Below are 18,739 nucleotides of genomic sequence, written 5' to 3' on the forward strand. Positions count from 1 at the left end.
ATGGCGGCTTTACCATGAGCCGCCATTCCTTTTTGCATCCTGCAGCGATGCCGAGCCATTGGACCCTCGGGTGCTCCCCGGAATGTCTTGAAAAGAAGCAGCCGCTAGCAGCCGGTCCGAAAGGGGCGAGGCATTGTCCAGGCATTGCCGGTGCTCCGCTTTCACGCCTTCAACCATTCCGTCGATCGGTGCGGCGTGCGGGTCGGCAATCAGACGCAGCCAGGAGTCGAGAATGATGTGCTCGTCGAAGAGTTGGGCACGCCGGATGGCGTTGGCACCCAGTTGCCGGCGCCTTGTCCCCGAGGACATGACCTCTTCCAGTGCGGCGGCGAGCTGCGCAACATCCCCTGGTGGAACCAAGATGCCGCTCACGCCCGGTTCGATCATGTCGGCGGGGCCGAAGTCGCAATCGCTGGCCACCACCGCCAACCCGGCCCGCATGGCTTCTCCAACGACATTGGCGAAGCCCTCGTAGCGCGACGAGAGCACGAACAGGCTGGCGGCGCTGATCCATTCGCCGTGCCGTTCGGTGTTGCCGGGGAGGAAGACGCGGTCCAGCAGGCCATGCTCCGGGACCATCGCCTCCAATCGCGGCCGCTCCGGGCCCTCGCCGAAAATCAGGAGGTTCCAATCGGGAAAGCGGCCGGCGATGCGGGCAAACGCCTCGATCAGCAGGTCGAAACCCTTCTGATCGGTCAGGCGGCCCACCGCCACCAGTTGCGGCGGCCCCTCCTGCCGCGGGTGGAAGGCGAGCGAGGGGATGGGATTGGGGATGACCCTCACCCGCGACTTGTCTGCGATCGGCAGCCGCGCCTTGCCGCGTGCGGTCAACATCACGATCGCCGCGGCACGGGGATAGAGGCGGCGCAGCAGGGCGTGCCAAAGGGCGTGCGCCGGCTGAAGATCGGGATTGTTGCGTTCAGAGACGATGACAGGGGTGCGCCTGCCGAGCATGGCCAGTAGCGTCAGCACGTTGATCTTGATCAGAAACGACACCACGACGTCGAACCGCTTGCCGGAAAGTGCACGCCGCAGCGCGAGCAGCCGGCGGGCGGCGGTGACGAAAGGCGTCAGCCCACGCCCCCCCGCAGGCAACGCCAGGCGAAGGAGCTTCACACGCGGATCGAGCTGGTGGAAGATTGGGTCTTCGGGTGCGTCGAAGGTGATGACGGTGACGTCCCATCCGCGGGCGATCGCCGTGCCGGCGATCCAGCTGATGATGCGCTCGGCGCCCCCCGCTCCCAGAGCCGACAGGACGAATGCCACCTTCATGCGTGGAGCTTTGCGGAAACGGGTTCCAGCAAATCCTCGACATGCCGCCGGGTCAGCTCGCGCAGCGAGCGGATCCGCGTGTCGGCGCGATGACGTTCGCTGGGCGGCGTTCGCGCATGAACCGCATCGGCCCGATCGATCTGGACGGTCGCCCATCCGAGCGCACGGGGCGCGAGAAAGTCCTTGGCCGGATTGTCCGCCACATAGACGAACCGGTGCGATCGCCCGCGATGCGCCGCCTCGACCGCCTCAAACGCGCGCCGGTGCGGCTTCCAATATTCCGCGCCCCAATCATCCGTGTAGATTATCGGATCGAAGCCGTAGCGGGACAGCTCCAGAGCGGCGACCTTGCGGCGCTGGGCGGTGCCAAAGCCGTCGCTGATCAGGGCGAGGGCGAAACCATGGTCGCTCGCGAGGAAGACGCTGGCATCGGGCGTCAGCCGGATGCGCGGGACATGATCACGATAGACGGCAACCATCGCCGCGATCGTCGCCGGATCGCCGGGAACGCCCATCGCGTCCAGCGTCGCGTCGAACAGCGTATCGCGCCGGCCCGCATTCCACAGCCGGATTGCCGTTGCGCCAAAACCGCGCACGCCCATCCGCGATTGCACCCACGCATCGACCGAGCGGATGCCGCTGCGCACATAATCGCATTCGCGATACAGCGTGTCGTCGAGATCGAAGGCGATCGTGATGCTCATGGCGCGACGAAGATCGCGTCGTCGAACCGCAGCATCGCGACTCCCGCGGTCCATGCGTTGGCGGCCGTGCTGGGAAGCCCGAGCCTTTCCTCGATCAGCCATTGCGCGAAGCGGGCGCCGGCATAGTCGGCGAGGGGATAGCCGCCGCCGAAGCGCGCGTTGATCTCGAATACTCTTGCGGAGCCGTCCGCGGCGATGATCGCCTGGTAGCAAAGTGCGCCGCGCGGCCCTGGCAGGCAGGCAGCCATCCGCTCGGCGATCGCCATCAGTTGCTCCGGCCGCCCGGTCACGCCCTTCTCAACTTCGCCGGCGCGCACCTGGATCCGGCGATGGGGCACGACCGAGCGCAGGGCGCCTTCACCGTCGAAATAGAGGTTGACCGTCCATTCCTCGCCCTCGAGCAGTTCCTGCACGATCATCGGCTCGGCTTCGGTGCCGGTCAGCGCGTCGAGGCTGTCGATACGGGTGATCGCGCGCCCGGCGCTGCCGTGCCGCGGCTTGACGATCGCGGGACCCTTCCAGCGCCGCGGATCCGCCTCCGCCATGTCCATCGTCCGAGGGACCGGAATCCCGTGCTCGGCAAGGAAGGTAGCGGTTTGCAGCTTGTCGCGGCAGATCTCGATCACCGGAAGCGCGCTCACCGCGACGGTCGTGCCGGATGCCGCGAGCCGCGCGCGCGCTTCGGCGAGCGGCAGCAGCTCGGGGTCGATCGTGGGCACGACCAGCCCGACATTGTGGCCGCGGCAAATCGCCTCGATGGCCGGGACGTAATCTAGGCTGCTCGCCGGGGGGACCTGCACCGACAGGTCGGCAAGGCGGCAGGCGGCGCTCCATTCGGGCTGCGTGTCGCAGGCGATGATCCGCAGATCGACCTGCAGATCGGCGGCAGCGCGCCGGAACGCGCGCAACAGGCCGACGCGCCGGCCGGCCGAACAGAGCAGCATCGTCAGCTGCCGGTCGTGGCCCGCAATCGGCGGGATATCCAGCGCATGGTCTCCAACGAGCTGGTGCATCACATGACCTCCCGGATGAGCAGGAATGCCTCGGCCGCGCGCCGGTGCACGGTGGCGCCGCGGAGCATGGCGAGCGCGCGCAGCGCCTCGGGCGAACGTTCGTTCGGAAAGGCGCGGCATTGCGATCGATAGCAGGCGAAGGCCTCGAGCTTGCGCTCGAGCGTCTCGTGGATGTCGATATAGACGTTCGGCGTGAAGCAGGGCTCGACATAGGGCGCCGACCAGTTCGTCTCCGACAGCGTCTCATAGGCGTAGAGCCTGGCGGGATAGCTCCAGTCGCGCGGCCGCGCGGCGACGAGCGCGGACCGGAAGATCAGCTGATGATCGAGATGGATGTCGCCGACGAACGGCAGGAACAGCGTGTCCGGCTTCACCGCCTCGAGCAGCGCTGCCATCGTCGCGTTGAGCTCCGCGTGAGGGACACGATCGAGTTCGGCGGCGGGATGATCGAGATGGTGAGTCCGCGTGACCCCGAGCAGCGCGTGCGCGGCGGCTGCCTCCTGCCGGACGCGTTCGACCTCTTGCTCCTGATAGCGCGGCGGCGCGCCCCGCGTGGCGATCGCGACATGGACGTCATGGCCCGCCGCGGCGAGCCGCGCGATCGTGCCGCCGCATCCCAGAATCTCGTCGTCCGGGTGGGGCGCGATCACCAGTACGGTCCCCATGGATGCCAGCCGCCCGATCATGCATTGGCTCCCAGCACGCTATGGAGCGCGGGTTCGCGCGACGTTTCGTAGTCGAGCACATGGAGCGCGCGCCCGTCGCCGCACCGCACGGCGAAGCCCTCGGCGTCGCGCAGGACGACCTGACCGGGGTTGGCATGCTGGCGTGCGGCACAGGCGCAGACGCGCGCGGACCAGATCGTGATGCGGCCGGCGGCGGCGTCCGTGAACGCGCCGGGATAGGGGCGGCCGACCGCGCGCACCAGCCGCTCGATCTGCTCGGCGGAATCGCGCCAGTCGATCCGCCCGTCGCTCGGGCGGCGGCGGGTTGCCCAGGTCGCGATCGCCTCTTCCTGCGGGTCTCCGGGAACCGGGCCGCGTGCGAGCCGCGGAAGCAGTTCGCGCAGCATCGTGTCCAGCGCGGCCATATGCTTGGCATAGAGCGTTGCCGCGGTCTCGCCGGGCGCGACGTGGAAGAAGCGTTGGGCCAGTAGCGGGCCGCTGTCGACGCCGTCATCGATCCAGAAGAGGCTCGATGCGGTGATCTTCTCGTCGAGCAGGATCGTCCATGGAATCACCGCCCGGCCGCGCAGGCGGGGCAGGGGCGCCGGGTGATAGCCGACCACCCGCGCCCCCGCGGCGGCACGGAATTCGGGACCGCAGATCTGCGACCAGCCGATGACGAAGACGATGTCTGCAGCGACGGCGCGCATCTGCTCGAGAAAGGCGGGCGCATTGCATTGGGCGACCTGCAGCAGCGACGCGCCGTGGCGCGCGGCGACCGGTGCGAGATCGACGAAATCGGAGTGGCGCGCGGCCAGCTCGGGCGTCAGCGTGGCGATGGCGGCGAGCTGCCAGCCTGGCGTCCCGGCGATCGCGTCGGCGGCGACGCGCGTGCCCTCAACCGCGCCGATCAGCAACGCGCGCATAGGCTTTTCCGATATTGTGGGTGCTGATGCGCTCGCCGCGCGTGAGCATGGTGAAGGTGCGCAGGACGATCTTGCCGTCCAGCGCGAACGAGCGGTTGTCGACGTACCAGAGGTCCAGCGCGAGCTTGTCGGCATCGTTCAGCAGGGCGTTGCCGTTCACCTGCGCCCACCCGGTCAGTCCCGGCCGCACCAGCCCGCGCCGCGCCCCGGCCCGTCCCATCGCCGCCACCGTTTCGGGAAGCAGCGGCCGCGGACCGACGAAGCTCATCTCGCCGCGCGCGATGTTCCACAGCTCGGGCAGCTCGTCGAGCCGGGTGCGCCGCAGCAGCCTGCCGAAGGCCGAGAGGCGCGCTTCGTCAGGCAGCGGCTGCCCAGGCGCAGCGGCCATCGAGCGGAACTTGACCAGCTCGAACGCCCGCCCGCCATGACCGGCGCGGCGCTGGCGGAACAGCACCGGGCGCCCGAGCATGATCGCGACCGCGCCGGCGACGAGCAGCATGAGCGGCGTCAGGGCCGCCAGCGCGACCGCCGCGAGCACGCGCTCGGCAAGCCGATGGTCGCTCAACGCGTGCCGCTGGCCCGGCTCGGGCGGCGTGCCGAGCAGGCCCATTTCCGAAAGCAGCTGCTCGTTGACCCGATCGACGCGAAAACGCTGCTGCGCCAGCTGCCGCGAATGCGCGCCCATCGACCGGACCCGCTCCGGATCCCCGGCGAGCTGCTCCATCGCGTCCGCAAGCGCCGGAACGTCGCGCGGGGGGACGAGCAGCCCGTTCTCGCCCGGCACGATCGTCTCGCGGCAGCCCGGCGTGTCCGTTGTGACGATCGGCCGGCCGGTCGCCAGCGCCTCGAGGATCGTGCGCGGCAGCCCCTCGCGGTAGCAGCTGGGGAGCACGAACACGCTCGATTGCGCGAGATGCGGGCGCACATCGCGGGTCGCGCCGAGATACTCGATTCCCTGCGCGCGCCACGCGTCGATCTCCGCCGCGGTGAAGCCGGCCGGCCCCGATTCCTGCGGACCGAGGATCCGGAAGCGTGCTTCGGGATAGCGGCCCCGGACGCAAGCCGCTGCCTCAATGAACTCGCCGATCCCCTTGTTGCGCATCAGCCGCGCGACCAGGAGGAAGACGGGCGGGCCGTCGGGGATCGGGACGTGGGGGAATTTGCCCGTGTCGATGCCGGAGCCGGGAACCTGGACGATCCTGCGGCCGCGGCCGACGATCCTTTGCCGGCACATCTCGCCAGCGTCGTCGGCATTGAAGACGAAGATCCCGGCCGCGCGCGCGACCGCCACGCGATAGAGCGCGGAGGTCACCCGGCGCAGCATCCGGCGCGGCCAGCTGGCGGGGCGGTCTTCCGAATAGACATGCCCCAATCCGCTCACCATCGCGAAGAACCGGGTGCCGCGGCCGGCGATCCGCGCGGCGATGCCGCCATAGATGATCGGCTTCTGGGTATAGGCGAGGCAGATGTCGGGGGCCTCGCGCCGGATCGTCCGGATCAGCGCGCGCAGCGTCGCAAGATCGCGGAACGGGTTGGTTCCCGCCCGATCCATCGGCACGGGGGTGAAGCGGACGCCCATCGCCGACAGCTCGGCGATCGTGGCCGCGTCCTCGTCCGGCGCGCAGGCGACCACCTCATGCCCCTCGGCCACCATCTGGCGGAGCAGCGCCGCGCGGAAGTTGACCAGCGAATAGGCCAGGCTGGCAAGGACGAGGACCTTCATAGCTGGCTCATCCCGGCGTCGCGGGCCAGCGTGCTCGCGCTGGCGGGCGCGGTGTCGCGCGTCGCCCGCTGGACCGCGCTGGCATAGAGCCGGCGATACTGGACGGCGATGTCGTTGATATCGAAATTGGCGACCGCGCGCGCGCGGCCCGCGGCGCCCAGGCTTCGCCGGGCGTCGTTGTCGAGCCCGGCCAGCTGCTCCAGCGCGGCCGCCATCGCCTCGGTATCGCGCGGCGGGACGATCAGTCCGCTCTCGCCGACCACCCAGGCGCTGTCGCCGACATCGGTGGCGATGCACGGCACCCCGCACGCCATCGCTTCGCCCAGGATGTTGGGGAACGCCTCGCCCCAGGCGGAGGAAAGCGCCAGCAGGTCGAGCCCGGGCAGCCAGTCGGCGACGTCGGTCCGTTCCCCGGCAAGCGTCACGGTCCCCTCGGGCAGGCACTCCGCGATCGCTCGCGCCAGCCCGGCATCGGGCCGGTCCATTCCCGGCCCGACCAGGAGCAGGCGAAGGTCGTGCCCGGCGGAGCGCGCGCGGGCGATCGCGCGGACCAGCATCGCGTGATCCTTCATCGGATGATTGCGCGCGACCATGCCCACCAGGATGCCCCCTGCGGGGAGGCCGAACAGCATCTCCAGCCGCGCGCGCGCGACCGGATGCGGGTGATAGCTCGATAGATCGAACCCGTTGGGGATGTGAATCGCGCGCGACGGATCGAAGCCGATCGCCGCATGCTCCCTGGCGGCCGTGCGCGAATTGTAGATGATGCCCTGCACCGATCGGGAGAGGCGCGCGCTGAGCGCGAACAGCGCGCGGCTGCTGCGTTTCTCCACCATCGGGTCGGCCAGCGAGTGGCGCACGTTCCAGAACACCGGGACCTTCCGCCCGGCGGCGAGGCTGGCGACGCTCGCGGCGAGATTGCCGTGGTACATCCAGCCCTGGAGAATGTCGGGCTGCAGCATCGCCGTGATCCGCAGCAGGCGGAGCGTCGCGACCGGCCCGGGAATCCCGCGCGCCATGCCCAGCGTATAGGTCGGGCAGCCGGTCTGACGCAGGCGTTGCGCGAAGGTGCCGGGCCGCATCAGCGAAAGCACGGCCGGCCGCGCGCACCGGCGCTTGGCGGCATTGGCCTCGAGCAGCTTCACGAGCATCGCTTGCGCACCGCCGACGTCGAGGCTGGTGGTGACGTGCTGCACGAGGCCGGGCATCGCAGAGCCGGTGTGGCAAGCGGTCTCAATCATGCTGCGAGCACCTCCCGATAGATGGCAGTGACCCTTTTGACGTGTTGCTCGACGCTGAACTTCGCCAACGCCTCCTGCCGGGCGCGATGCGCGATCGTGTCCGCCAGCTGCGGATGATCGATCAGCTCCAGCGCGTGCGCGGCGAGGTCGGCGGGGTCGTCGGCGCGCGCGAGAAGCCCGGTGCCGCGATTGCGGATCGCCTCGAGATTTCCTCCCGACGCCGCCGCCACGACCGGCGTGCCGAGCAGCATCGCTTCGATCAAGGTGCGCCCGAACGGTTCCTCCACGGCCGGGACCACGAGCATGTCGCTGGCTGCGAGCCAGGGCTCGATCGGGCGGAGGAAGCCCATCATGCGGACCAGATCTGCCACGCCCAGCGCGTCGATCCGCGCGCGAATCCGTGCCTCGATCCCCGGCTCGAACTCCTCGCCGAACATGAGGGCGGCCAGGCGAAGCTCGGGCCGCGCGCGGCGCAGCGCTGCGATCGTCTCGACGAAGACGAGCGGGCGCTTGCGCTCGGCAAACTGGCCGAGAAAGGCGAGCACGACCGTCTCCGCGCCGATGCCCAGCCGCGCATTGAGCGCCGCGCGCGCGCGCTCACGGTCGGTCTGCGCAATCGCGGTATCGAAGGGGCTGTAGACGGTAGAGGACTTGCGCAACGCCGACCAAAGCCCCGGCGCGGGTGCCGCGAAGTTCGAGACGCACAGAACGCGGCTCGCCAGCAGCGGCGCCTGCACGCGCAGCGCGCGAGCACGGGGATTGCCGCGGTGGTGCCAGATGTGCCCCGCGCCCGCGAGCCGCGCGGGCAATGCCCAGGTCGCGTGCATCGGGCCTTCGTTCGTGTGCACGATGCGGATGTCGCGCGCCCTCAGGAATGCGCGCATGCGCAGCGTATCGGGAAGCGTCCGGGCGATTCTGCGCATCGCGAGGCCATCGCCCGGCCGCCAGACATGGACCGGCGGCGCAAGCTCGAAGCGGATGCCGGCGCTCTCGACGAAGCCGCGTAGCGGCCCCTCGAGGTTGTGCAGCAGAACGATCGGCTCGAACTCGGTCCCTTCGAGCGACTGGACGAGCTTCAGCGCCGAGACGTGGCTGCCCCCGATCAGCCCGCCGGCAAAGGGGAAGCAGATCCGCGTGCGCCGCGGATGCGGCGGATGGAATGGGTGGCCGCCGCTCCGCGTCTGAAGCGTGGCGGCGCCTTGCGCGCGGGTGGTGCTGGCGATGGCGCTGGTTCGTCGCTCGATCTGCATCGATCGGGTGGCCCCTGTTCAAGCAAGCAGGGAATGTCGCGCATCGTGGGCATGCTCACTACGGCAACTTCGGACACTGCCCAAAGGAATCACCGCCGCTGGCCGAAAGGTTCGGCTAACCCCCAAGACTGATCGCGGCACGCGCCCGGGCTAGGGGAGCGACCGGACGATGCCCCTCTTTTGCCTGCACAGGATCGCGAAGGGGTAGCCGGCGGACCAAAAGGCGATGGCCCTGTCCTTTAGAACGCAATCTCTATGCCCGGCTTATTGCTCCCTCGCTTCAGCGTTAGCTTTTCCTGACCAAGGGGGTCGGGCGCAATCCCGCAGCCGGCACCCGCCTCGCGACGGAACAATGGCCATGACCCTGGAACACCGATCCTCGTCCTTGATCCGTGCGGCACTCATCTACCTGATCGACGGGACGATCGCGGCCATCTCGCTGGTGGCCGCGATCAGCCTTCGCGTCGGTTCGCTGCGCGCCGGAGAGGCGCTGGAGGAGCACCGGGCCGCGCTGCCGCTGTTCGTCGCCGTCGCGCTCGCGACCTTTGCCGCGATGCGGCTGCACCGGCGGGTCTGGCGCTATTCGTCGACCGACGAGGTGTTCGAGGTCGTCAAGGCGGCGACCATTGCGGTCCTCGGCTATGTCCTGCTCCTTGTCGTCATCGGCGGAGCGGGGTGGCTGCCCCGCTCGATCCCGGTCATCCAATGGCTCGTGCTGGTCGTGCTGATGGGGGGCGCGCGGATGGGGCGGCGCCTTGCCGCCGAGTATCTGGGCGGGCGCTTCCACCCGCCTGCGGCGGCTGCGAACCCGGAGCATGCGAAACCTGCCGCGCTGCTGTTCGGATCGAGCGACGATGTCGTGCAGCTCCTGCGGCAGCTCGAAGGGGATGCCGACGCGGCCTTCCGCCCGGTCGGGATCCTCGACGAGACCGGCGCGCATACCGGCGCGCGCGTGCGCGGCGTTCCGGTGGTCGGGCGCCCTGCGGACCTCGCCCGCGTGGTCGGCAGCCTCACCGCCAAGGGTGCGCGTCCCGCGTGCCTGATCTTCGCCGGCCCGGTCGAGCGCCTGCAGCGGATGGCGATGGTCGACATCATCGCGCAGGCGCAGAGCCTGGAGCTGGAGATCGCCTATCGTCCCGGGTTCATCGGCTTCGCGCCCGAGCCGGGCGCCAGCCTCGACTTCCGCTTCCTCAACGTCGCTGACCTGCTCGGGCGGCCGCAGGCGGTGCTCGACAGTCCCGCGGTGGCGAGCATGATCCCCGGGCGGCGCGTCCTGGTCACCGGCGCGGGCGGCACGATCGGGCGCGAGCTGGTGCGGCAGATCGCCGACTTCGCGCCCGCCCGGCTCGTCCTGCTCGATGCGAACGAGTTCAACCTCTACGACGTCGATCTCGAGGTGCGGGAAAGCCACCCTCAGGTGCCGTGCACGCCGGTGCTCTGCTCGATCCGCCAGCGCCGCCAGCTGATGCAGGTGTTCGCCGAGCATCGTCCCGAGCTGGTCTTCCATGCCGCCGCGCTGAAGCATGTGCCGCTCGTCGAGATGCACCCGGCCGCCGGCATCCAGACCAACGTGCTGGGCACGCGCAACGTCGCCGACGCCGCGCGCAGCCACGGCGTCCGGGCGATGGTGCAGGTATCGACCGACAAGGCGGTCAATCCGGTCGGCTTCATGGGCGTCACCAAGCGGCTGGGCGAGCTCTATTGCCAGGCGCTCGACCTCGCGAGTCGCGACGATCCCGATGCGCCGCGGTTCATCACCGTTCGCTTCGGCAACGTGCTCGGGTCGAGCGGGTCGCTGATCCCGTTGTTCCAGCGCCAGCTGAGCCGCGGCGGGCCACTGACCGTCACCCATCCCGAGATCGAGCGCTTCTTCATGACCGTGCACGAGGCGGTTCAACTCGTCCTGCAAAGCGCGGCGCGCGGGCTGCGCGACGGCGTGCGCCACGGCCGGATCTTCGTGCTCGACATGGGCGAGCCGATCCGGGTGATCGACATCGCGCGCCGCATGATCCGGCTCGCGGGGCTGGACCCGGAGATCGACGTCGGCATCGACATCATCGGGCTGCGGCCGGGGGAGAAGCTCTACGAGGAGCTGTTCGATATCGAGGAGGCACGATTGCCCTCCTCGATCCCGGGCGTGTTCGAGGCGGAGCCGCGCCCGATCCCCCTGCGGATCCTGAACAAGGCGTTCGATGCGCTCGAGCGGGCCAGCGAGGAGGGCGATGACGACGCGTGCTTCACGATCGCGACGCGCCTGCTCGACCGCAAGCCTGCGCCGGCAGGCGAAATGGCGGCGGTCGTGGCGGACCGGCCGGCGCTCATGGCGCAGGCCGGCTGAGATGGCCACCGCCCATGCCCGCCCCGCAGGTCTGGGGCCGCGCCATCCCGCACCCGTTCCCGGCGGCCATATCCGCTCGCGCTGGCCGGTCCATGGCGAGGACGAGATCGCCGCCGTCACCGCGGTGCTGCGCAGCGGCAAGGTGAACGCGCTGCATCATGGCGAGCAGACCCGCGCATTCGAGCAGGCCTTTGCCGAGCGCGTGCAAGCCCCCCACGCGATCGCGGTGGCGAACGGCACGCTGGCGCTGGAGCTTGCGCTGCGTGCGCTCGGCATCGGGGCGGGCGACGAGGTCGTCGTGCCCGCGCGAAGCTTCATGGCTTCCGCAAGCTGCGTTGCCGCGGTGGGCGCGGTTCCCGTCTTTGCCGATATCGACCCGGATTCGCAGACTCTGACCGCGAACACGATCGCGAGCGCGCTCTCGCCGCAGACTCGCGCGATCATCGTGGTGCATCTCGCCGGCTGGCCCGTCGCGATGCCGGAAATCATGGTCCTTGCCCGCGCGCTGGGGCTGGTGGTGATCGAGGATTGCGCACAGGCGCATGGCGCGATGCATGACGGCTTTCCGGTGGGGTCGTGCAGCGATGCCGCCGCCTTCTCCTTCTGCACCGACAAGATCATCTCGACCGGCGGCGAGGGCGGCATGCTCGTGCTGCACGACCAGGCGGTGTGGGAGCGGGCCTGGGCCTATAAGGATCACGGCAAGTCGCCGCATGCCGGCGCGGCGATCGGCGCGCCCGGCACCTTCCGCTGGCTGCACGGCAGCCTCGGCAGCAACTATCGCTCGACCGAGATGCAGTCCGCGATCGGGCTGTGCCAGCTCGGCAAGCTCGACGGGTGGATCGAGGCGCGCCAGCGCAATGCGCGAATCCTCAACGCCGCGCTGGCGCCGTTCGCGGCGGTGCGGCTCACGCTGCCGCCGTCGAACGTCCGTCACGCCTATTACAAATATTATGCCTTTGTGCGCCCCGATCGGCTCAGGCCGGGCTGGACGCGCGATCGCATCGTCGGCGAGTGCATCGCCGCCGGGGTGCCGTGCGGCACCGGGAGCTGCCCCGAAATCTACCGCGAGCAGGCCTTTGTCGGTAGCCCGTCCGTACCGTTGAATCCGCTGCCCGTTTCCCGAAACCTGGGCGAGACCAGCATGATGCTGCCGGTCGATCCGACGCTCGACAACGAGACGGTCGAGCGGATGGGGGCGATCGTCGCATCGGTGATCGAACGCGCCACCGCCTGACGAGGGGGCAATCATGGACTCATCGCCGCTACCGCAACTGATCGTCATCGGGGCCATCAAGGCGGCGACGACATGGATCGCCCAGCAGCTCCGCACGCGCCCCGATGTCTGCATGCCGGGGCCCGAGCCGCACTATTTCAGCCGCGAGTTCCACCGGGGAGAAATATGGTATCGCTCGCTGTTCGCCGATGCACGCCCGGGTCAGCTGGTGGCGGAGAAGTCCGCGGACTATCTCGCCTGCCCGGAGACGCCTGCGCGGATCGCCGCGCTGCTTCCCTCCGTCCAGCTGATCGCCCAGCTGCGCAACCCGGTCGAGCGCGCCTATTCCGACTATTGCATGCTGTTTCGCCGCGGCCAGGTCGATGGCGATGTGGACCGCCATCTCGACGGCGCGCGCGCGCCGGAGCGGCGTTTCCTCGAGGGCGGGCTGTACGGCCGGCACATTCGCCGCTTCCTCGATTATTTTCCCGCCGAGCAGATGAAGGTCATCCTGCATGACGAGATCAGGCGCGATCCGGCGGCGGTGACGGCCGACGTGCTGCGGATGCTGGGCCTTCCGCCGGACGAGCATGCCGCACCGACCGAGCAGCGGGTGAACGATGGGGCGTCAGCGCTGCTCCCGCTCGCGCTGCGGCGGCTGCCTGCGCCGGTGAAGCGGCTTGCCGCGCCGCTGCGTGGCAATCGCCTCTTCGAGGGCGCGCGGAGTCTGGTCGCACGCCCGATCGACTATCCGCCCTTGTCCGAAGACACGCGCAAGCGGCTTGCCGATTTCTACCGCGACGACATCGATCAGCTCGCACGGACGCTGGGGCGCGACCTCGGCGCCTGGACGGACCCGGCACCGGCCGTGCGATGACGAGCCATAGCGGCATCGCGTCGCCCGCCTGGGTCGCCGAGGATCAGGATCGCACGCCCTATCACCATGCGATGCTCCGGCTGGCCGGGCCTGTGCTGCTGCTCGCCGTCTTCCTTGCGCCCTACGTCGTCTGGCGCGTGCTGCCGCCCTATCTGTTCACCTTCAGCGACGCGTTGTTCTGCCTCGCCGCGGTGCTGCTGCTCGCCGGGCGCGGGATCGCGGTCCGTCCGCTGCAGGGCTGGTGGGCGATCTGGATGCTGGGACTATCCGGTCTGCTGCTCGGTTTCTTCATCGGCAGCCTCGTCAACGGCGATCCGCTACGCTGGGTCATTGTCGCCGGCCAGTACGGTTTCGCCTTCGCGCTGCTGCCGGCATTGCTGCTGCGCGAGCGCCGGCGATCGCTCGTCCTTGCCGCGATCGCGCTGGTTGCGGGCGTTGCCGCAATGGAGCTGTTCGGTTCGATCGTCTATTATTCGACTGGCGGATCCTATGCGCAGGCGAAGCAGTTCGGCTTCGAATTCGTCACCGGCGCGCACCGGCTGGGCGCGTTCATGGCCGATGCGAACTGGAACGCGGCGATGATCGCGATGACCACGCCGTTCGTGCTCTATCTCGCGCGGATCCGGCGGATGAGTACGATCGCCGCCTTTGCCATTCTGGGCATCCTCTGCTCCGGCCTGTTGCTGTCGGGATCGTTCACCGGCTTTGCCAGCGCTGCGATCGGCATCCTCGCCTTCCTGTTCCTCGACTGGGGTAAGCGATCGATCGGCATGCTGCTCGGCATCGTTGCGCTGGCCAGTGTGATGCTCGCGACCGGCGTCGGCCTTCCGACGGCGTTCCAGAACCGCGTCGCGGTTGCGCTCGAGCAGGGGGACATCAATCGGGCCGGCACCTTCTCGGGCCGGATGGAGCTGGTGAAGGAGGCATGGGAGATCGTCGGTGATACGACGCTGGTGGGACTCGGCGTGGATCAGTACCGCGTCGTCAGCGTCGATCGTGCGCCCGTTCACAACATCTATCTGCTCGCATGGGCGGAGGGTGGGGTGCTTTCGTTGCTCGGCTGGCTGATCATGATGTTCGTACCGCTGTCGATCGCCGTGCGGCGCTTCGCCGCCGACCGCGCTGCGGGGGCGCTGGTCATCGCGGTGACGCTGCCGTTCCTGATCTTCTCCAACGCCGCGCCGCACATGTATGCGCGCAGTTGGGTGGTGCCGTTGATCCTGGCACTCGGAATCGCGCTGACGCGTCCCCCGGCCAGTCGCGTATCGGCCCGGCGGAGCTAACCCTTTTGGGGCGAGCGCTGCCCACCATGCGTTCACCAATGGACAGGTTGTCCCGGTAAACTGGCGTCGCATCTGAAGGGGAACTGACGTGAACCGCCGAACGCTATTGAGTGGGGTGCTCGCGCTGCCATTGGCGGCATGCTCGAACAGCTATTCCGATCTGCCGATCGCCACCGCGGGGTCGACCGACCGCTACACATTGGGGCCGGGGGATTCGATCAAGGTCGCGGTCTATGGCTTCGACGCGATGGCCGGAAGCTACACGGTCAGCGACGCCGGAACCATCTCGCTCCCGATGCTGAGCACGCTGCGCGTCGTCGGCAAGTCCGCGCCGGAGCTCGAGACCGAAATCGCCGGCGTGCTGCGCACGCGCGATCTGGCGCCTAACGCCAATGTCAGCGTGCAGGTCGAGAAATACAGGCCCTTCTTCATCCTCGGGCAGGTCCAGCGGCCCGGCCAATATCCCTATGTGCCCGGGATGACCGTGCTCACCGCCGTCGCGATCGCCGGCGGGTACACCTTCCGTGCCGAAAAGGGCGTCGTCCTCGTCAACCGGTCGAACGGCGGCGCAACGTCAAAGGCGAGGCTGAACGCCGATTCGGTGATCATGCCCGGCGACACCATCGAAATTCCCGAAGCCTGGTTCTGAGGGGGCGGATGATGGCGAAGCGTCGATCCGCTTCGATCGGGCGGGCGGGACGGGCACGTTTCCGGGCGCTGCCGCTGATCGCGATCCTGCTGGCGGGGACTCCGCTTGCCGGCGCGCAGCAGGCCCGGCGTGGCGCATCGCCGCTCGATCTGCCGCGGCCGGGATATGAACGCCGCAGCACCCACGTTGGCCCCGCGGAAATCCGGATCGATGTCGAAGTCGCGGCGCTGTACGACAGCAATGTCTATGCGACCTCGACGGCCGCGACCGGGGACGCGGCGGTGATAGCGCGACCGCGCGTCGAGATCGACTGGCGCGGCGCCAATGCCGAGCTGCATGGCGAGGCCTATGCCGATACGCGGCGCTATCTCGACCAGGGGCGGGAAAGCGCGACTAGCTTCGGCGCTGCGGTGTCGGGACGGATCGCGCCGGCGCGCGAGCATGTCCTGTCCGGCGAGATGCGGTTCGATCGCGATATCGAGAGCCGGGCAGACCCCGAGGCGCGGGCGAGCCTGTTGCTCCGGCCGCGCAAGATCAACATCCTAATGGGCGAACTCGGCTATGCGCTGAACGGCTCGCGCCTGCGCCTCAATCTGACCGGCGGCGTCCAGAAGCTCGATTTTCTCGATCCCAATGAGCAGGATCGCGACTTCATGATGTGGCGCGGTTCGGCGCGCGCCACCTGGCGGCCGGCCGCGCCGGTTGCGTTCTTCGCCGAAGCCTATGTCAACCGCCGCAACTTCCGCACCGCGGTTGATCTGAGCGGCGTCAACCGCGACGCCACCACCTACGGGTTTCTCGCCGGCGTGAGCCGCGAGGTGAGCCCGCGGCTGCGCGGCCGGGTCGGCGCCGGCGTCTTCCGCTTCGATCCCGAGGACGCGGCGCTCGACGGCTATACCGGCTTTGCGCTGAGCGGCGACGTCACCTGGAATCCGCGCGCGCGCACCGCGGTGACCGCGCAGCTCTTCCGTGGCGACGTCGCCACTGCGCGCGCTGGCGCGACCGGGCGGACCGACACGCGCATCGCGCTGCGCATCGATCAGGAAGCCTATCACAACGTCCTGCTCAGCGGCCGTGCCGGATGGACGCAGAGCAAGTATCGCGGTGTGGGCGCGGACACGTTGAATACATGGAGCCTGGCGGCGGAGGGGGAGTATCTGGTCAACCGCGCCTTCTCGCTCTTCGTCGGCGCGAACTATGCGCGGCGCACCGCCCGCGATCGCCTCGATCGATTCTCCCGCGCCCAGCTGCAGGCCGGGATCCGCGCCCGCTTTTGAAGACCATAGGAAAGCTCATGCATAACCAGGATCGCCGCCCTCATATCCCGGGCCACAGGCGCAGGGGCATGGCGATGCTGGCAATCGCTCTGTCCTGCTCGACCACCGCGGCGTGCCAGGAGGCGGCCGAGGACGAGCCGATCGCCGAGCGGCGGCTCGCGCCGATCGCGCAGCGGGACCGGCCGGCATTCCCTGGTGCGGAGGGACATGGCCGCTTTGCCCGCGGCGGCCGCGACGGGCGGATCATCCAGGTCACCACGCTGGCCGATGAAGGCGCCGGCTCGCTGCGCGCGTGCATCGAGGCGGCGGGTCCGCGCGTCTGCGTCTTCCGGGTGGCCGGTATCATCCGCTATGCCCGCGAACGCCCGATCATCGTCAACCCGGACATCACCATCGCCGGCGAGACCGCGCCGGGGGACGGCATCCTGATCACCCATTCGGGCGGGGAGAATGCCTTCACGCCCTTCGTCGCGAAGAACACCCACGACGTCGTCGTCCGCCACATCCGCGTGCGCACCGACCGGCCGGGCGAGCAGCGCGGCGCCAACAGCGCGTTCATCATCGAGAACAGCCGCAACGTGATCCTCGACCATGTCAGCGCGTCCTGGGCGCTGGACGAGAATGTCGGCGGCTATGGCGGCAACGACACGATCACCATTTCCTGGTCGATCTTTGCCGAGGGCGTGCCGCGGCACGACAAATGCGCGCTGCTGTCGAGCGATCCCAAGGGCCCGCAACGGCTGAGCTTCGTCCGGAACCTCTGCGCGCATAATGGCGACCGCAATCCGGACGTGAACTTCCCCCCTGGCTCCTGCGTCGAGGTGATCAACAACGTGCTTTACAATGCCAGCTCCCAGTTCACCGAAGTGTGGGAAAGCTATGGCGGCACCCCCGTGAACATCGTCGGCAATTATTACCGCCAGGGCCCGAGCACTGCCGGACGCGCCTATGCCATCGACCGGCCGCTGGTCGGCTCGAGCGGCCCGGCGCGTATCTATCAGACGAGGAATGTGATCGACGGGGACCGCGTGATCTTCGCGCCGATCGCCGCGGAGGCGTTCGTCGGTGCGCCGGTCTGCCCGCTCGAAAGCGCGGTGCTGGATGCGCGCGCCGCCTATGCGCGGGTGCTGGACGGGGCAGGAGCCTTTCCGCGCGATGCGATCGATGCGCGGATCGTCGACGAAGTCCGGTCGCGCACCGGCAAGATCGGCCGCGACAATCGCGTGCTGCCCGCGCTGCGGGATGGCGAGCCTTATGCCGATGCGGACGGCGACGGTATGTCCGACGCCTGGGAGCGCCGCCGCGGTCTCGATCCCGCGCGCAACGACGCTTGGGGCGATGCGGACGGCAATGGCTGGGCCAATCTAGAGGAGTTTCTGAACCATGCGCACGAATCGCGGCTGGCGGGACGGCCGGTGCGATAGCGATCAGCCGGCCAGCTCGAGAAAGAGGTCCTCGACCTCGGATCCCGGGCCATAGCGATCGATGACCGACAGCCGACCGTCCGTGCCCATCCGGAACAGCGTGCCGCGATGCTCGGACGCCCCATGCGTGCGCAGGACGAGCAGCCATGCGCCGGGTCCGGAAAGATAGGTGATCGTGTTGGCGACCGCGTCGCGCAGCGCCTTCGGCTCGAAATAGTGCCGGTTGAGGAGGTTGGCTGCGCGTACCAGGTCGAACCGCGCGGTGAAGGCGGGGTTGTGGCGCGTGATGTCGTCCTCCTGCCATCGGAAGGCGTCGGACCGCCGCAGGCGCGGGGTAAGCAGAGCTACTTCCTGCCCTTCGCCGGACGCGGCGCGCGCGATCGCGGGCTTGCGCAGCTGCCATTCGACCAAGGCACGCAACGCAGCCATCCCGGTCCAGCGGTCGAGCCGCCGCTCCCACGGCCGTATCGCGCGCGTCAGCACTTCATATTGCAGCACATGGCCGCCGCGCTCGACAAGCGCGCGGCATCCGAACGGAAGCGCGACGAGCCGCGCGCGCATCGACCGGTCGGTGCCCGTCACCCGTGCCGGATGGCCCGCGGCACGCAGCGCCTGCATCAGTTCGAGCGTGGTGATGCCGGAGGAAATGCCGAGGTCGAGCGCCGCGTCGATCCGGCCGCCATGCCGCGCCAGCGTGGCGATCAGCGCGGCATCGATCTCCACCAGCCGGCACGGCTCGGTGCGTTTGAAGGTATCGTTCGCGGTCTTGAGGCGCCCGAAGAAGCGGGCCTCGTCGCGGGCGGTGATATCTTCCGGCGCGGCGGAGAAGAATGCGCTGGCGCAGTGCATATCGGCTTTTGCTCCCGCATGGCACCCGGCCG

The 18,739-nt window shown here is 69.1% G+C and carries 16 protein-coding genes; 7 read left to right on the forward strand and 9 right to left on the reverse strand.

Features of this window, described 5'->3' with window-relative positions:
* Positions 1-9: 9 nt before the first annotated feature.
* The 8 genes from VGD28_RS18030 to VGD28_RS18065 are packed head-to-tail and all read right to left on the reverse strand — an operon-like array spanning position 10 to position 8,794.
* On the reverse strand, positions 10-1,272 hold the full coding sequence (locus tag VGD28_RS18030; RefSeq protein ID WP_331029740.1) for a glycosyltransferase family 4 protein: 1,263 nt from the start codon (positions 1,270-1,272) through the stop codon (positions 10-12).
* Positions 1,269-1,976, reverse strand: a complete 708-nt coding sequence (locus VGD28_RS18035; protein ID WP_331029741.1) for an HAD family hydrolase — start codon at positions 1,974-1,976, stop codon at positions 1,269-1,271. The genes VGD28_RS18030 and VGD28_RS18035 overlap by 4 nt, the downstream gene beginning before the upstream one ends.
* Positions 1,973-2,989 (reverse strand): ATP-grasp domain-containing protein, encoded by a 1,017-nt coding sequence (locus tag VGD28_RS18040; RefSeq protein WP_331029742.1) that lies wholly within the window; start codon positions 2,987-2,989, stop codon positions 1,973-1,975. The genes VGD28_RS18035 and VGD28_RS18040 overlap by 4 nt, the downstream gene beginning before the upstream one ends.
* On the reverse strand, positions 2,989-3,675 hold the full coding sequence (locus tag VGD28_RS18045) for a PIG-L deacetylase family protein (RefSeq protein ID WP_331029743.1): 687 nt from the start codon (positions 3,673-3,675) through the stop codon (positions 2,989-2,991). Before VGD28_RS18045 ends, VGD28_RS18040 begins: the two co-directional genes overlap by 1 nt.
* Complete coding sequence (locus tag VGD28_RS18050) at positions 3,672-4,580, reverse strand: formyltransferase family protein (RefSeq protein ID WP_331029744.1); 909 nt, start codon at positions 4,578-4,580, stop codon at positions 3,672-3,674. Before VGD28_RS18050 ends, VGD28_RS18045 begins: the two co-directional genes overlap by 4 nt.
* Positions 4,552-6,303, reverse strand: a complete 1,752-nt coding sequence (locus VGD28_RS18055) for a sugar transferase (RefSeq protein WP_331029745.1) — start codon at positions 6,301-6,303, stop codon at positions 4,552-4,554. The genes VGD28_RS18050 and VGD28_RS18055 overlap by 29 nt, the downstream gene beginning before the upstream one ends.
* Positions 6,300-7,544 carry a glycosyltransferase gene (locus tag VGD28_RS18060; RefSeq protein WP_331029746.1) on the reverse strand — a complete coding sequence of 415 codons (1,245 nt, stop codon included), beginning with the start codon at positions 7,542-7,544 and terminating at the stop codon, positions 6,300-6,302. The genes VGD28_RS18055 and VGD28_RS18060 overlap by 4 nt, the downstream gene beginning before the upstream one ends.
* Positions 7,541-8,794, reverse strand: coding sequence for a glycosyltransferase family 4 protein (locus tag VGD28_RS18065; protein WP_331029747.1), 1,254 nt, complete (start codon positions 8,792-8,794; stop codon positions 7,541-7,543). Before VGD28_RS18065 ends, VGD28_RS18060 begins: the two co-directional genes overlap by 4 nt.
* Before the next feature lie 358 nt (positions 8,795-9,152).
* Here VGD28_RS18065 and VGD28_RS18070 point away from each other — a divergent pair, with 358 nt between their 5' ends.
* From VGD28_RS18070 to VGD28_RS18100, 7 genes are all read left to right on the forward strand, one after another.
* Entirely contained in the window at positions 9,153-11,132 is a 1,980-nt protein-coding gene (locus tag VGD28_RS18070; protein ID WP_331029748.1) for a nucleoside-diphosphate sugar epimerase/dehydratase, read from the forward strand.
* Between the two features lies 1 nt (position 11,133).
* Positions 11,134-12,369 carry a DegT/DnrJ/EryC1/StrS aminotransferase family protein gene (locus VGD28_RS18075; protein WP_331029749.1) on the forward strand — a complete coding sequence of 412 codons (1,236 nt, stop codon included), beginning with the start codon at positions 11,134-11,136 and terminating at the stop codon, positions 12,367-12,369.
* Between the two features lie 13 nt (positions 12,370-12,382).
* Positions 12,383-13,225: a sulfotransferase gene (locus tag VGD28_RS18080; protein ID WP_331029750.1), complete on the forward strand. Its 843-nt coding sequence runs from the start codon at positions 12,383-12,385 to the stop codon at positions 13,223-13,225.
* Positions 13,222-14,508 (forward strand): O-antigen ligase family protein, encoded by a 1,287-nt coding sequence (locus tag VGD28_RS18085; RefSeq protein ID WP_331029751.1) that lies wholly within the window; start codon positions 13,222-13,224, stop codon positions 14,506-14,508. The genes VGD28_RS18080 and VGD28_RS18085 overlap by 4 nt, the downstream gene beginning before the upstream one ends.
* Positions 14,509-14,596: 88 nt before the next feature.
* A complete protein-coding gene (locus VGD28_RS18090; protein WP_331029752.1) occupies positions 14,597-15,157 on the forward strand; it encodes a polysaccharide biosynthesis/export family protein in 561 nt (186 codons plus the stop codon).
* 11 nt (positions 15,158-15,168) lie between these two features.
* Positions 15,169-16,434 carry an outer membrane beta-barrel protein gene (locus tag VGD28_RS18095; protein ID WP_331029753.1) on the forward strand — a complete coding sequence of 422 codons (1,266 nt, stop codon included), beginning with the start codon at positions 15,169-15,171 and terminating at the stop codon, positions 16,432-16,434.
* Between the two features lie 68 nt (positions 16,435-16,502).
* A complete protein-coding gene (locus VGD28_RS18100) occupies positions 16,503-17,858 on the forward strand; it encodes a pectate lyase (RefSeq protein WP_331029754.1) in 1,356 nt (451 codons plus the stop codon).
* Between the two features lie 3 nt (positions 17,859-17,861).
* Here VGD28_RS18100 and VGD28_RS18105 read toward each other — a convergent pair whose 3' ends face one another.
* Complete coding sequence (locus tag VGD28_RS18105; protein WP_331029755.1) at positions 17,862-18,707, reverse strand: hypothetical protein; 846 nt, start codon at positions 18,705-18,707, stop codon at positions 17,862-17,864.
* Positions 18,708-18,739 lie beyond the last annotated feature (32 nt).

This window comes from Sphingomonas sp. (genome assembly GCF_036402235.1).
Classification (GTDB): domain Bacteria; phylum Pseudomonadota; class Alphaproteobacteria; order Sphingomonadales; family Sphingomonadaceae; genus Sphingomonas.